The 14776-nt window shown below is 56.0% G+C and carries 15 protein-coding genes; 4 read left to right on the top strand and 11 right to left on the bottom strand.

From position 1 onward, the window contains the following. Window positions 1–10: 10 nt before the first annotated feature. The 4 genes from RDV48_28505 to RDV48_28490 are packed head-to-tail and all read right to left on the bottom strand — an operon-like array spanning window position 11 to window position 4538. Window positions 11–1234, bottom strand: coding sequence for an AAA family ATPase (locus tag RDV48_28505; protein MDQ7826773.1), 1224 nt, complete (start codon window positions 1232–1234; stop codon window positions 11–13). Then, window positions 1231–2094 carry a 4-hydroxy-3-methylbut-2-enyl diphosphate reductase gene (gene ispH / locus RDV48_28500; protein ID MDQ7826772.1) on the bottom strand — a complete coding sequence of 288 codons (864 nt, stop codon included), beginning with the start codon at window positions 2092–2094 and terminating at the stop codon, window positions 1231–1233. Before ispH ends, RDV48_28505 begins: the two co-directional genes overlap by 4 nt. Window positions 2095–2099: 5 nt before the next feature. Beyond that, window positions 2100–3206 carry a hypothetical protein gene (locus RDV48_28495; GenBank protein ID MDQ7826771.1) on the bottom strand — a complete coding sequence of 369 codons (1107 nt, stop codon included), beginning with the start codon at window positions 3204–3206 and terminating at the stop codon, window positions 2100–2102. 45 nt (window positions 3207–3251) lie between these two features. Continuing rightward, window positions 3252–4538 carry an FHIPEP family type III secretion protein gene (locus tag RDV48_28490; protein MDQ7826770.1) on the bottom strand — a complete coding sequence of 429 codons (1287 nt, stop codon included), beginning with the start codon at window positions 4536–4538 and terminating at the stop codon, window positions 3252–3254. Window positions 4539–4699: 161 nt separating this feature from the next. Here RDV48_28490 and RDV48_28485 point away from each other — a divergent pair, with 161 nt between their 5' ends. The 4 genes from RDV48_28485 (at window position 4700) to RDV48_28470 (ending at window position 9113) form a co-directional block, all read left to right on the top strand. Continuing rightward, a complete protein-coding gene (locus RDV48_28485; GenBank protein MDQ7826769.1) occupies window positions 4700–6055 on the top strand; it encodes a maltose ABC transporter substrate-binding protein in 1356 nt (451 codons plus the stop codon). Between the two features lie 3 nt (window positions 6056–6058). Beyond that, on the top strand, window positions 6059–7066 hold the full coding sequence (locus tag RDV48_28480) for a sugar ABC transporter permease (GenBank protein MDQ7826768.1): 1008 nt from the start codon (window positions 6059–6061) through the stop codon (window positions 7064–7066). 18 nt (window positions 7067–7084) lie between these two features. Further along, on the top strand, window positions 7085–7948 hold the full coding sequence (locus RDV48_28475; protein MDQ7826767.1) for a sugar ABC transporter permease: 864 nt from the start codon (window positions 7085–7087) through the stop codon (window positions 7946–7948). Between the two features lie 187 nt (window positions 7949–8135). Further along, entirely contained in the window at window positions 8136–9113 is a 978-nt protein-coding gene (locus tag RDV48_28470) for a tetratricopeptide repeat protein (GenBank protein MDQ7826766.1), read from the top strand. Window positions 9114–9196: 83 nt separating this feature from the next. Here RDV48_28470 and RDV48_28465 read toward each other — a convergent pair whose 3' ends face one another. From RDV48_28465 to rsmG, 7 genes are all read right to left on the bottom strand, one after another. Then, window positions 9197–9883: a hypothetical protein gene (locus RDV48_28465; protein MDQ7826765.1), complete on the bottom strand. Its 687-nt coding sequence runs from the start codon at window positions 9881–9883 to the stop codon at window positions 9197–9199. A gap of 162 nt (window positions 9884–10045) precedes the next feature. Then, window positions 10046–10651, bottom strand: a complete 606-nt coding sequence (gene recR, locus RDV48_28460; GenBank protein MDQ7826764.1) for a recombination mediator RecR — start codon at window positions 10649–10651, stop codon at window positions 10046–10048. 10 nt (window positions 10652–10661) lie between these two features. Beyond that, a complete protein-coding gene (locus RDV48_28455) occupies window positions 10662–10997 on the bottom strand; it encodes a YbaB/EbfC family nucleoid-associated protein (GenBank protein MDQ7826763.1) in 336 nt (111 codons plus the stop codon). A 15-nt stretch (window positions 10998–11012) separates the two neighbouring features. Further along, a complete protein-coding gene (locus tag RDV48_28450) occupies window positions 11013–11417 on the bottom strand; it encodes a response regulator (protein ID MDQ7826762.1) in 405 nt (134 codons plus the stop codon). 25 nt (window positions 11418–11442) lie between these two features. Further along, the gene (dnaX, locus tag RDV48_28445) at window positions 11443–13074 is read right to left on the bottom strand and encodes a DNA polymerase III subunit gamma/tau (GenBank protein MDQ7826761.1); all 1632 of its coding nucleotides are present in this window, start codon (window positions 13072–13074) and stop codon (window positions 11443–11445) included. A 23-nt stretch (window positions 13075–13097) separates the two neighbouring features. After that, window positions 13098–13973, bottom strand: a complete 876-nt coding sequence (locus RDV48_28440; protein ID MDQ7826760.1) for a ParB/RepB/Spo0J family partition protein — start codon at window positions 13971–13973, stop codon at window positions 13098–13100. Between the two features lie 66 nt (window positions 13974–14039). Further along, window positions 14040–14774, bottom strand: coding sequence for a 16S rRNA (guanine(527)-N(7))-methyltransferase RsmG (gene rsmG / locus RDV48_28435; protein MDQ7826759.1), 735 nt, complete (start codon window positions 14772–14774; stop codon window positions 14040–14042). Window positions 14775–14776 lie beyond the last annotated feature (2 nt).

Here is a 14776-nt window from a genome sequence, read left to right as displayed (position 1 = left end):
GGGGAAGCGCCTAACTCCTGATCTCCTCTTCACAGCCGGGGATGGGCCCCTCGACGGGAGGGTCCACGGTGACCCTCACCTTCTTGTGCTCCATGGCGATGGCCACGCGGGCCTCGCGGCCGCCTGCAAAGGTGCGGTATGCCGCATCCTCGATGAAGCCGGTGAGGACGGTCCCCAGTCCTCTCGCCCCTGTCTGCCGCTTGATGCTCTCCTTCACAATGAAGTCAAGCACGGACTCATCGACAGAGAGGGTGAGGCCTTCGCTGGTGAACTCTCTTTCAAAGCGGGAGAGGGTGCCGCTCTTCAGGATGTCCTTGAGAGTCTCCTCGCATAAGGGATCAAAGATGACAATCCTGGTGAAACGGCCCAGGAGCTCGGGGAGAAAGCCGTAGACCTGGAAATTCTCTATGTCTTCAACGTCCTCCTCGTCGTACTCAACGGCGATCTTCTCATGGAACTTCTTCTTGGGCGTCCAGCGGAACCCCATCTTCCCATCGCGGCCCCTGGTCTCCGCCAGAGCCTTGAAGCCGGAAAAGGCGCCACTTGCGACAAAAGAGAGGTTCCGGCATGAGAACTTCACCTTGGAGCCGTACTGGGAGAAACCGTAATCAAGGGGAACCATGATCTCGCCCCCCTCCAGCATTCTGAGAAGCTCCTTCTGTACGCCAAAGCCTGTCACGTCCTTCGAGGTGCCCTGGCCTTCGAAGCGCACGTTGCTCTGGGCCGACGCGAGCTTGTCGAACTCGTCAAGGCACACTATCCCTGCGCCGGCCCAGTAAATATTCCCCTTCGCCTCGTAGATGAGGCGCGTGAGGACTGTTTTCACGTCATCGCCCACATAGCCCGTCTCCGAGTAGTTGGTGATGTCAACGATAACGGTAGGCACCTTGATGACCTCCCTGAAAAGCTGCTCGATCAGGAAGGTCTTGCCTGAGCCTGTAGGGCCTATGAGGAGTGTATTCAGGTTTTCATAGGGAGGATTCTTTTCACCCTCCTCCAGAACCCGTCTCACCTTCTTGAGGTGGCGGTAAGCCATGAGGCAGAGTGATTTCCTTCCCTTCACCTGCCCCCGGTAACCCCGCTTCTCAAGGGCGACAAAGAGCTCCCGTGGTGAGTAAAGAGGGAGCCTTTTCGCCATGTTCCTTGCTGCCACGGCGAGCGATGCCAGTGTCGGCGTCTTCTCCGGCGGCTCCTCTTCGCTCTCCGGAACGCTCGTGATATCGACTTCCTTCATCGTACCTCCTTGTTCCCCATGCGCAACAACTCCCCCGCAACGGCCTCAAGATGCTCCCGGGACGTCGAGGCGCCGGCCGTAATACCTATCTCCTTCAAGCCCCGGAACCACTCCGCTCTCAGCTCGTCAGGCCCCTCGACAAGGTAAGCGGGCTTTCCCGCCCTCCGGGAGATGGCGACAAGCTTCGCCGTGTTGGAGCTCTCCCTTCCCCCGACGACGACCATGGCCTCGACATGCCGGGCAAGCTCACCGGTGCGGTGCTGCCGGCGCTCAGTCTCAAAGCAGATGGTGTTGTGTATCCTGCACTCAAGCATTTTCCCGAGAAGCTTCGGTACCAGGGCAAGAAAGTGCCCGTGCTCCATGGTGGTCTGCACCACCACCCCCGCCCTTCTCCATGGAGGAAGGCCCGCCACGTCGGCATCTGCGTGCACCACGCAACAGCGGCTGCCGCAATGGCCCATGATGGCCTCCACCTCGGGATGCTCCCGGTGGCCCACCACCACGACGGGGAAGCCTTCGGTCTTGAGCCTCTCGACGATGCGGTGGATTTTTTTCACAAGAGGGCACGTGGCATCCACAAGGGAAAAGCCCATTGCCCGGGCCTCCTCTCTCACTGCCGGGGCAATGCCATGAGACCTGACAAGGAGAAATCCCCTCGGCACCTCTGAGAGCCTGTCAAGCTGCACCACCCCCCGGGAGGCAAGGTCGTGGCTCACCACGCGGTTGTGGACAAGGGGACCCAGAGAATAGACGGGAAGGCTGCCGGCTCCATGGGCTCTCTCTATGGTCTCATGAGCGAGCCTGAGGGCCCTCCTCACGCCGAAGCAGAAACCGGAACCTTCCGATATGGTGATATTCATAGGCCTTACGGCGACGCCTGCGCTCCCTGAATGTCGGCGAGCATATACTGCTGCATCTTGTAGGAAAGCCACCGGGCCGCCGCCCTGTCAGAGAGCTTGAAGGAGATGAGCTCCCTGTCAGAGACAATCTGTATCCTTGGCCCCCTCATGCTGGGAGTGAGGCGGATTTCCTCTATCTTGTCCATCGATATATGCTTTCTCCTGAGGGGAATCCACCAGATGGTGACAAAGAACGCGGCGCCGTGGACACTGAGGAGCATGTTGGCGCGGTATCCCAGCACGGCAAGGATCAGAAGCAGCACAAGACCGGAAGCGATATAGTAGACTATGAAATCCCCCCTCTTGGCGCACTGCTGGTAGAACGAGAGGCTCCCCTCCTGGAGGGAGAGCATGGTGAAAAGAAAGACCATCGCCGTGCATACCACTATGTCCACCAGGATTCCCGTGGAGTCAATGCCCCATTTTACCACGAGAGACTTGTTCCTCTCCTTGATGGAGAGATTGGTTTTCTTCGGGGCCTCCACGGGATTCTTCATGAGAGAGGGGTATTTCATCACGCGGTCCCGGAAGGGGAGGTCAAGGTCGGCGGCAGCGAAGACGGTCTCCTTGCCGTCATCGTCCTTTTCGATGAAATCGCACTCCAGGATGCGGGCCACGCGCTCGCCCAGGGCCCGTGCCTCAAGGAGCTGGAGAGGGCGCCGCTCAATGGTGTATTCCAGTTTGCCGTCCACAAGGGAGGTCTCCCAGAATTCCATCGTCTTTCCCTTGCGCTCTTCCTCATCATACTTGAGCTTTACCCGGGGGGGATTTTTCCACGTTATGGTAAAAGACTTTTTGAAAAGGCCGTCAATGATCTTGATATGATCTTTCGCCACGAGGATCTCTTTTCTTGAGAAGATTATGAGGTAGAGGCCCACGAGCACAAAGATGCTCCCGATGAAGATGCTCGGCTCCCAGCTTGTGAACTGGAGCTGCCTGTACCAGAAAAGGAGCCAGTACGCGGGAGGAACGACAACAACTCCCACAAAGACAAAGAAGATGCCCATATCCTTATTGGCATCACTGGGGAGATAGATGGAAGTCTCGCCAGATTTCCTGTTTTTAATTCTCATTATCAGCTCCTCGTGGATCAACCGGGGGTTCTTAAGGCCTGTGTATTAACCGACTACCCCCACCGAGCGGACATCAGCAAAGGGAACTATCTCATTGTAAGAAATCACCGGAAGGTCGGGAAAAGAGTTCTCAAGAAGCCTCTTGATGAAGCGTCTCAGTCCAGGCGTCACCAGAAGCACGGGATCAAGGCCTATGCTCTGGGCCTTCTTGAGCTCATCTCCCAGGGAGGTGAGAAGCCTGTAACCGTTCTCAGGCTCGAGATCAAGCCATCTCACATGGGAAGCCTCCTTCACGGAGCCCCCTATCATCTTCTCCATCTCAGGCGAAAGAAGAAGCACCTCGAGGCCCCCCTCGCTGTTCTTGTACTTGTGGCAGAGATAGGGAGCAAAGGCGGCACGGACAAATTCGGTGATAACGTCGGGATCCCGGGTAATATGGAGATTTTCCTTGATAACCTCACAGATTTTCGACAAATCCCTTATGGATATGCCTTCCTTGAGAAGGTTCCGCAGCACAAAGCGCAGTGAAGGCACGGAAAAATACTCGGGGAAAAGATCCCTGAAGAGAAGGGGATTGTATTTCTTCATCCTCTCGAGGAGAGCATTCACCTCAATATAGCCCAGGAGCTGCCAGGACTGTCTCACAATGAGGGTGCGCAGCCTGTTTATGATCTGATGGACGTACTCATTGGGCTCCAGGGTGCCTTCCACGTTGCCCTCATAGACGGGGACATCCCTCAGGCGCAGACTGTAATGGAGTGCACCGAGCTTTGAGTTGTAATGGGCCCTTATCTCGGGAATCACAAGGCCTATCTCAAGGGCGATCCTCTGCCTGAAGGTGTCAAGGGGCTCCCTGAGGATCTCCACTTCTCCATAGAGGCCCTTGCCCAGTTCAAGGCTCACGAGCGACACCTCGAGAAAGGAGCTGTAACGCTCCACGAGCTCCTCAGTGCTTGTCGTGAGGATGCCGGGCCTCTTCCTGAGAGTCTTTACAAAACGGAGCAGATGAGGCGACGCCTTGGTCCGGTAAAGAAAGGCCATCGCCTGTGATACGGGCTTGAAAAGGCTCTCGGGAATCACCTCATCGGGGGTGAGCCCGGAATAATACTCTTCATCGAAGGACGTCATCTCAACGATGGGGACTTCCAGTTCCTGGGCGGACCAGATAATATCCTTCGCTGCAGCCTTCCTGCCCTTGAGCAGCACTACCGGTGTCTCACCGGGGGCATACCTGAGGGCACAGGCATACTCATCGCCGTTTACTATCACGATCTCGGCATCCCGCATCTTGAGAGAGAAGTGCTCTCGGGGGGCGCTCTTTGCCCGTGTCATAAAATCCTCCAGAGTGTTCTGTACAATTCTTTGCGGCTCCTGAAATTCCTTTCTCCCTGCCGCCTCTCACAGGGGAGACGAGATCCTATGAAGGATTTTTTCCCTGCGGTACAAAATACTTACCAATTCTCCCCATAGGCCTTCTAGAGAAAGGTAATCTCATGGCATCAAGGGCAAGGCTCCTCACTGTGCTTCTCTTTCTTATAGCCTTGCTGCCGTCCTGCGGTGGCCCCCCAAAAGAGAAAAAGGAGCTTATCATCTGGACGGACATGACCGAGACGGTGGCCCTGCGGAACGCCGCATCAAGGTTCACCGGGAAAACCGGCTTTCCCGTCAGGATCGTGCGCGTGCCCTTCGAGGAGCTGCAGCCCAAATTCCAGGTGGCGGCACCGGTGCGCCATGGCCCTGATCTCATCACGGGCCCCCACAACTGGATCGGCCCTTTTGCCACCGCGGGGCTCATCGCCCCCATCGAGATAGGCCCCGACGAGGAGAAGGGGTATCTGCCCGTAGCCCTCAGGGTCATGTCCTTCAAGGGCAGGCTCTACGGTCTCCCTCTCTCTCTTGAAACCCTTGGCCTCATCTACAACAAGAGGTTCATCAAGAGCCCTCCCCGGACTTTCCAGGAGCTCATCACCGTGGCGGACCACATCAACAAGGGCACCACCGGCGAGCTCCGCACGGTGGGGAACTTCTCTTCGATGCTGAATTTTGATGCCTTCACGGGAGAGAAGATGAGCGGCTTTCTCTACGAAATAGAAGACTTCTACTTTTCATGGTCCTTCATAGGCGGCTACGGCGCCTATATCTTCAAGGAGACCCCGGGGGGCCTCGATCCCCTTGATGTGGGCATATCCTGTCCCGAGGCCGTGGAGGCTACAAAGTTCATCCTCGATCTCAAGAAGAAATACCAGATTATCCCCCAGGGTGTCACCAAGGACATTGCCAACGCCCGGTTCCTCGAGAACAGGCTCGCCATGACCATCAACGGCCCCTGGGCTCTGGTGGACTTCCGCAAGAAAGTGGAATTCGGCTTTGCCCCCATCCCGCAGCTTGAGAACGGGAAAGCGCCGTCGCCCCTCGTGGGCGTCCAGGGCGTCATGCTCAACAGCAAGTCATTTCACAAGGATCTGGCCCTCCAGTTGATGAAAGAGATCACAAGCTCCGAGGGGCAGGTGGAGATCTACCTGGAAGGCGGCCGCATCCCTTCAAGGTTTGATGCCCAGAAGGACAGCCGGATCTCTGAAAAGGCCATTCTCAGAGGATCACCGGGGGAGCAGCCGGGAGGACCGGCGCTTGTCTTCTCCCTTGCCTCCGTGAAAAATGACGAGGTGAAGGGAATCATTGACGCCGCTGCCGTGGGGACACCCATGCCCAACATCCCTGAGTTCACCGCCGTGTGGCAGCCCATGAAGGAAGCGCTGCAGCTCATCGTGATGGAGAAGATACCCCCCGAAGAGGCGCTCACCCAGGCGAAAAATCGCATCGAGCAGGATATCAGGAGGATGATGAGGTAGGCCATGAAAGAAAAATTCTCCCCTTATCCCTACATACTCCCGGCCATCGTGTTCGTGACCCTTATCGTGCTGTTCCCCTGCCTCTACAGCTTTTACCTGGCATTCACCAATTACAGCCTCTATCACTTTACCTCCTTCTCATTCATAGGGCTCGATAATTTCAAGGAGATACTGCTCTCCGCTGAGCTTTCCACCTTTCTCTCCGTCCTCTGGTGGACCTTTATCTGGGCCTCCGTGGGGGTCCTCTCGCAGGTCGTCGTGGGCCTTGCCTTCGCGCTGGTCCTCAACAAGCCGCACCTCTGGGGGAAAAACCTCTACCGCACCCTCCTCATCATCCCCTGGGCCGTGCCAAGCTTCATCACGGTCCTCATGTGGACGGGGCTCCTGAACACCGATTTTGGCCTCATCAACAAGTCCATCACGGGAACACCGATTTTGTGCTCCTTCATCAACTTCATGATTAATGGGGTGAACCACCTCATTGAGGCGCTCAATTACCTGCTGGGAATAGGGCACCTCCACCTGGAGACGTTCAAGATGGACAGCCGGGGCTTCGTTCCCTGGCTCACCGAGGGGCCCTGGGCAAAAATATCGGTCCTCATGGTAAACCTCTGGCTTGGCTTCCCCTATATGATGTCCATAAGCCTGGGAGCCCTCCAGGGCATCCCTGCAGAGCTCTACGAGGCATCGTCTCTTGACGGTGCTTCAAAAGTGCAGCAGTTCAGAAGAATCACCCTCCCCATGCTCCGCTCGTCCATGCTGCCCGTCATCATCACAAGCTTTGCCTTCAATTTCAACAATTTCGTCGGCATCTACCTGCTCACGGCGGGAGGGCCGGCAGTGGCCGGGAGCCGCGCAGGCGCCACGGACATCCTGGTGAGCTATACGTACAAGCTTGCCTTCAACCTCTCGCAGTACGGCCTGGCCTGTGCTTATGCCGTCCTGATATTCCTCCTCATAGGGAGCATCAGCATGGTGAATTTCAAGCTCACGGGGGCCTTTAAGGAATGAAGAAAGGAGGCACCTTCCATGAAAGCGCTCAGGAAAATTTTTGATATCTTTGATACTGTCAAGACTCACGGGATCCTGGTCATTCTCACGGTGCTGGTGCTCACGCCGGTCTTCTGGATCGTGAACACATCGCTCCAGGAGGGTGGCAACCTCTTCTCGGGGCAGCAGCTCAACCTCATGGGCCTCACAGTGAGCAACTACCGGAAGCTCATCGAACACTCCGACTTCTTCCTCTGGATAAAGAACAGCTTCATTGTCTGCGCATCGAGCACGCTCTTCTCCCTCATCTTTACCTGCACGGCAGGCTATGCCTTCTCGCGCTTCACCTTCCCCGGGAAAAAGAAAGGCCTCATGTTCATGATCATCATCCAGATGTTCCCGGCCATGATGGCCATGGTGGCCCTCTACAACCTGCTGGACGTCTTTGACAAGTTCACCGGGGGCATAGTGGGCTTCAATCTGCTCGGGCTTGTCCTTATTTACACGGGGGGGAACATTCCCTTCAACTCGTGGCTCATCAAGGGCTACCTGGACAGCATCCCCAGGGAGCTCGAGGAATCCGCCTACATCGACGGCGCCTCGAAATGGCAGACCTTCACCATGATAGTGCTCCCCCTCATGGGCCCCATCATGGCCGTCATAGGCATCTTCAGCTTCATAGGGGCCTACAATGACTTTCTCATCCCCTCCATCGTGCTCCAGGACTCCTCGCAGTACACCCTTGCAGTGGGGCTGCGGGGATTCATAAGCGGGAAATTCAGCACGGAGTGGGCGCAGTTCGCGGCAGCCTCCGTGCTGGGGGCCCTCCCGATCCTGATCGTGTTTCTGGCCCTCCAGCGTTTCCTTGTCGAGGGCCTTACGAAGGGGGCTCTGAAAGGATAGGGCAGGGGCCACTCCGGGGTAGAGATTTGAGGTGAAAAGAGAAATATAGGAATAAAAACGCCCAAGCAAGAATATCACCAGGAGGACCCCATGAGGTTCTCAGGTACATGTAATGTATATAATGTATATGATCATCCTCCCTCCCACGGAGTGATCTTGAAAGGCCTGATTGAAAAGGAGCGAAAAAATGAAGAAATGTAGTTTCTCTCTCGTGCTGGTGCTCTTTATTGCGTGCCTGCTGGCGGGACCTGCCCTGGCGCAGGAGACGCCTGACATGAAGGATGCCATGAAGTGCTTCTATGAAAAGGATTTTGCCAAGGCCAAGGAGCTTTTCAGGAAGGTAATCTCCCAGGATCCGCAGAACAGCCTTGCCCTTCTCTATCTTCTGGACTGCTACGCCCAGGACAGGAACCTCCAGCCCATCCTGAACGAGCTTGAAGAGCAGGCCCTGGCGAACAAGAACTCAGCGCCCCTCATGTGCCATCTGGGCATGGGGTACTTTGCCTCAGCCCTCCTCAAGAAGGGTGAAAATTTCGATGATGCCCTCACGCAGTTCCAGGAAGCCCTCAAGGTTGATGAAAACATTTCCATGGGCTACCTGGGCATGGGTATTGTGTATTACAAGAAAAGGATGATCCCCCGGTCAAGAAGCTATTTCATGAAGGCATCAAAGCTCAACGCCAATGACGTAGTGGCCCTGGAGCGCCTGGGGGAGATATTCCTCCTCGACGACAAGAATTACAGCACCGCCCAGACCCTTTTTGAGAACATCATCCAGCTTTACCCCAGCTATCCCGACGGGTATTTCTACTATGCCTCGGCCTCGAAAGCGCTGGGCGAGTTCGACAAGGCCATCGAGAACTATGAGAAGGCGGGAGCACTCGATCCGCTGGGCCTCACCAAGGGCTATTACGCCGCCGAGAGAATCGGCGACATCTATTACCATGGCCTGAAAAATTACCCCAAAGCGGTGGAGTATTATGAAAAGGCCCTGAGAGTGGGGCCTGAGAACTCCTATGCGAAGACCATGCTCACCAAGGCCAAGGCCCCTCCGAAAGACGAGGAGCCTCCCAAGAAGGACGATAAAACCAAGCTCGATGATCTCAAGGAGAAGATAAAGCCCAAGAAGGAAGACAAGAAGGTGGAATCCCAGATAAAGCTCTGAACGCGAACGCAGGAACCTGCTCCCAATTAAAAAAGACGGGTCTCGAAAGACCCGCCCTTTTTCTTATGCTTTGAGGCTACCTTTTAGAACCTGAACTCCAGTCCGCCTACCGCTCCGCTGTAGCGAAGAGTTCCGTTCGAGTACTCATGTGTCTCGCCTTCATATCCAACCAGGATTCCAATATTTTCCCTGAGCTTGAATTTCAATCCGGCTTTGTACACATAATCCTTGAACGTGTAACTTGCTCCCGCTACCGCATTGGGGACGCTGTTCGCGTTCATTGACGGGTAGTAGGCGCCGAGGACGTAAAGCCCCACGCCTTCGAAATATCCGTCATAGCCGATGCCTACGCCGACTCCATTCCCGTTCTCCCAGGTGCGCCCCTGGTTGAGAGGTGAGCCTGAGCTGTTCAGAGCATGCCATTTGTAGCCGAGGGTGAAGAAGAAGTCGTTCTCGGCCGGTGTAGGACTACTCGTGTTGTAGGAATTTGAGAGGCTTGCAAGGTTCATGGGCAGCTTCACATAGGCATCTATGTTGGAATAATCCACGTTGCTGTTCGACCTTCCGAGGAAGGTTCCGCCGCCTCCGCTGGCTCCCTGATACCCTACACCAATCTTCATCCCGCGATACACCCGTGCCTCAACACCCGCCTTGAAACAGGCAAGATCGGCACTGATGCCGTTGTCGCCAGCAAGGTTCATGGGAGAGTACTTGAGCTCGATCTTCAGGTTGTCGTTCTGGTACTCCTGAGCCATCAGAGGCTGGAACATCAGCATCATCAAAGCAAGCGCGAAAACCCCGATAAAAATTTTTTTCAACATTTTCCACTCCTTTCCTAATAAATTTTTGAGTCTTTTGAGTCTGCTTGCCGTCACTCAAATTGGATGAATATTCAACGATATGAAAAAATATCCTTCATGGGGAAAAAAAACCTATCCCCCCATCTCCCTCCTTCCTTCCATGGCCCGGGCAAGGGTGACCTCGTCGGCATATTCAAGGTTCCCTCCTGCGGGGATTCCGTAGGCAATCCGCGTGACTTTCACGCCAGTTGAGCCCAGGACCTTCATGATATAGAGAGCCGTCGCTTCGCCGTTAATGGTGGGGCTCGTGGCGATTATCACTTCCCGGCATGGATCAGACTTTACCCGCTCCACCAGGGAAGCGATGGTGAGATCGTCGGGGCCTATGCCGTCAACGGGGGATATGAGTCCCCCGAGGACATGATAGACGCCGCGGTATTCACCGGAGCGCTCAAGGGCCGCAAGGTCCCTGAAATCAGCAACGACGCAGAGGATCTGATGATCCCTCTTTTCATTGCGGCAGATCCTGCAGAGGTCGCCCTCGGAAAGGTTGAAGCACCGGGAGCACTGCCCTATCGTCTCCTTCACCTCGGCCATGGCGGCACAGAGCTGCTCCACCTCTTCACGGGGCTGCCTTATGATAAAAAATGCCAGCCTCTGGGCCGTTTTGGGCCCCACGGTCGGCATCTTCATAAACTCCCTGATAAGGCGCTCAACAGGTCTCTCAAAGACGTCCATTCATTCCCCTTCAGAAAAGACCTGGAATGTTGAGCCCGCCGGTGAGAGAACTCATCATCTCGGCCCCCAGGGCCTGGCTCTTTGAGAGGGCGTCTTTCATGGCCACCATCACGAGATCCTCAAGCACGTCGGCCTCCTCGGGATTGACCACCGAAGGATCGATTTTCACCGAGAGCACTTCCTGCTTGCCGTTCATCTCGATCTTCACCACACCGCCGCCGGAGGTGCCCTCGATGACCTTGGCGGCAAGCTCTTCCTGGAGCTTTTCCTGGACCTTCCCCAGGTTCCCGAGGCCCCCGAGATTTCCCATCTTTTTCTGCATCTGCCGCATCATCTGTCGTTGCATCGCCACACCCCTTCGCTATTTTCGGCCTTCCGTCACCGATTCCAGGATCAGGTTGATATTATCCACCAGCTCATTGAGATTGAAAGGCTTGGTCATATACGAGGCAATGCCCTCCTGGTAACCTTTCAGCACATCAATATCCTGGCTTTTCGCCGTGAGCATGATCACGGGGATCGTCTTTCTCTCAGGGTCATTCTTGATATGGCCAAGGACCTCGAATCCGTCCATCTCGGGCATCATTATATCCAGCACGATCAGATCGGGACGGGATTCGTGCAGGATCTCCAGGGCTTTTTTCCCGCTGTTTGCCGTGATGACTCTGAAACCTTCCATCTTCAGATAGATCTCCAGGGAGCGGAGGATATGTTCATCATCATCGACAAGAAGAACCAGCTCCTTATTGTTCCCGGCATCATCCATGGGTGCACCCTCCTTGCAAATAGTGTTAGATGATACGCCCCCCAAAAACGTCCATCACGTCTTTCACAAATTTCCTGTGCTCTTCGGCGTAATCGTCATTGAAGAGCTCGCCCTGGCCGTCCTCTCCCTCGATGCCCCCCGCCTCGACAGAGATGGGGCGGTGCAGGAACTTCGAGATGATGCTCCCAATCAGGGCCCTGTGAGTCTCCACCTGCTCCTTGTGGAAGTTAAAACCCTTCTTGACCCCTATGATCACCCTGTCCCCCTCGGCGAGCCTCGGCTTCGTGTCAACGAGGACGGCGTAAAGGGGCATCTTCTCGTTCTTCACGGCCTGCAGGATCCGGGGCCAATGCTCCCACAGCCCGCCGCCGTGACCCTCATGGGAATCCTTCTTCTCCTCGGGAGGGGGCGGCGCTTCCTTCGGCGCCTCAGCCGCCGGGGAGACCTCCTGTTTCACCTCCGGGGGAGAAGCTTTTTCTTTCAGTTCACCTTTTTCGTCAAAAATCCTCTTCTCCAGGGAATCAAGCCTCTGCTTGAGAGCGCTCAGGGAGGGATCAAGCCTTTTCGTGGACATTTTTATAAGGGCAACCTCGAGCAGAACGCGCTCACAGGTGGCATCTTTCATCTCCACCATGAGATCAGAGAGAATCTTGATGATACGCAGGATGTCACCGGGCTCGTAGATACCGGCGTTTTTCTGCAGCCTCTCATAGCCGTCCTCGGCAATCTCGAGGATAAGGGGGGCCTCCTTGCTCACCTTCACGATAAGAAGCCTGCGGTAATGCTCTATGAGCTCATGGACAAACTGCAGCATGTCCTTGCCGTCTCTTACAAGCTTGTCTAAAAGCTGCAGCACCGCCGACACCTTAGCCTCGCCGATAAGCTGGCTGAAGGTGAAGAGGAGCGATTCCTCGGTGAGACCCAGAAGTGACGCCACCTGCGCCGTCGTCACCTCCCCCTCGGAAAAAGAGAAGCTCTGCTCAAGGACCACGAGGGCATCGCGGAGCGCGCCATCTGAAGCCTGAGCAATGATACCGAGGGCCCCCTCCTCTATGGCATAGCCCTCTTCCTGGCACACCATGCGGAGCCTCCTCATGATGTCCTGCTGCGAGATCCTCCTGAAATCGAAGCGCTGGCACCGCGAGAGGATCGTGGGAAGGAGCTCGTGGGGATGGGTCGTGGCAAGAATGAATATCACATGAGAGGGCGGCTCTTCAAGGGTCTTGAGAAGGGCGTTGAAGGAATGGTTGGAGAGCTTGTGGACCTCGTCGATGAGATATATCTTGAACTTCCCCTCAATGGGGGCAAAATTCACCTTGTCAATGATATGCTCCCGGACCATCTCCACCGAGGTATGGGAGGCAGCGTCAATCTCCATCACGTCCAGGGAGTTCCCCTCGGTAATCTTCAGACAGTTTGCGCAGCGGTTGCAGGGCTCATCGGAGGGGCCCTCAAGGCAGTTGAGGGCCTTGGCGAAGATCCTGGCGACGCTTGTCTTGCCCGTTCCCTTGGGACCGCAGAAAAGATAGGCATGGGCGAGAAGCTTCTTGTTCCTCACCACGTTCTGGAGAGTCTTTACCACATGCTCCTGGCCGATGACCTCTGAGAACCTCTGAGAGCGCCATCTCCTGTAAAGAGCCATATGTTCTTCCGCCACGCCATGCCTCCCGCAGTACGGCCTTATAAAAGACTGGACTCAAGGGGCGCGCTGTGCGACCTTATGGCCGGCATATCGGCCATAAGATGTTCCATGAGCCTGTTCATTTCCGTGTCAGAGCCATAATGTATCACAATGGTGCCTTTTCCGCCTTTTCCCCCGCGGACCGTGACCTTCGTTCCCAGGTACGATCCGAGAGCCTCCTCCATCTCCTTCCATTCACCCCCTGAGGGCGCAGGGAGGGCCGTCTTCCCCTCCAGAATCCTTCTTGTGAGCTCCTCGGTCTCGCGGACCGAGAGGCGGCTCTCCAGGACCTTGAGGGCCACCTTTTTCTGGAGGGCGGGATCTTCGAGGGAGAGAAGAGCCTTGCCATGTCCCGCAGTGAGCCCGCCCGAGGCCAGAGCCTCCTGGATCTCATCGGGAAGCCTGAGAAGCCTCAGGGCATTGGTGATGGTGGGCCTGCTTCTGCCCACCCTCTGGGAGAGCTGCTCCTGGCTGTAGTGGTACTCTTCCATAAGCGCATGGTATGCCTGGGCTTCTTCAATGGGGTTGAGGTCCTCGCGGTGAAGGTTCTCGATGAGAGCCATCTCCAGGAGCCCCGAGTCATCAAGCTCCTTGACAATGACGGGGATTGCCTTGATGCCGGCCTGGCGCGCCGCCCTCACCCTGCGCTCCCCTATCACGAGCTGGTAGCGCCCCTCCCTCTTCACGACGACGGGGGGCTGAATGACTCCATGGTGGGCCATGGAAAGGCTGAGCTCCCTGAGCTTCTGCTCGTCAAAGGAATGCCGGGGCTGAAATGGATTCCCGGTGATCTCCTCGAGAGCCACCAGCACGAGGGTATGGTCCGGCCCGCGGGCGCCTGCCTGGAGATTATTTCCGCTGTCCTGTACCGCCACTCTCAGCAGACTCCTCTTCAGGTACTTTTCCTGAGACCACAGGCCCCAGGAATGCATCATTGAAAATTACACATGGTGGGGAGAATTCCTCTTTTTGGAAGGCTTTCCAGGCACCCTTCCGGGAGGAGAGCCGCATTTTTTCACCACAAGGATGGAGCGCGCCCCTGTACCGGGAAGACTATAGCTGTGGAGCTTTTCCACTTCTCCCCTGTAGATGAGAAGAGTTTCCCCGGCGTCCCTCAGCTCTCTTGAGAGGGCGGGGCCTTTCCACGCCAAAAGCCTTCCCCCCTCCCTCAGCAGAGGGAAGGCAAGGGAGATAAGCAGAGAAAGGGGAGCGCAGGCCCTTGAGAAGACCACCTCATAGAGATCTTCAGCGGTCGAGGCGTGAAGGGACCCGGCGCGCTCCTCCACGACCCTTACATGGTCGAGCGACAGGAGCCTTGTGAGCTTCACAAGGAAATCGGCCTTCTTGTTGCTCGATTCTATAAGAGTAATCCTCATATCGCGCCTCACCACGGCAAGAGGTATGCCGGGAAAACCTCCGCCCGTGCCCAGATCGGCACCCTCATGGCATGGAAGTGTGGCAAGAAGGGGTGCCGAGGCAAGGGAATCCAGGAACATATGGACCAGAATATCATGAAGGCTGCGAAAAGAGGTGATATTGATTATGCGGTTCCAGAACATCACCTCGTCGCAGAAGCGCAGAAGCACGTCCGCCTCGCCTCGGGAGAGTTCAAGGTCAAGGCCCCTGGCGCCCTCTCGGAGAAACCTCACTGGATCGCCGTCAAAACTTGAAGCCATGG

This window comes from Candidatus Eremiobacterota bacterium, assembly GCA_031082125.1.
Lineage (GTDB): Bacteria > Vulcanimicrobiota > CADAWZ01 > CADAWZ01 > Ess09-12 > Ess09-12.
Note: the sequence above shows the minus strand (reverse complement) of the source record. Positions and strands in the feature narration are given on the sequence as shown.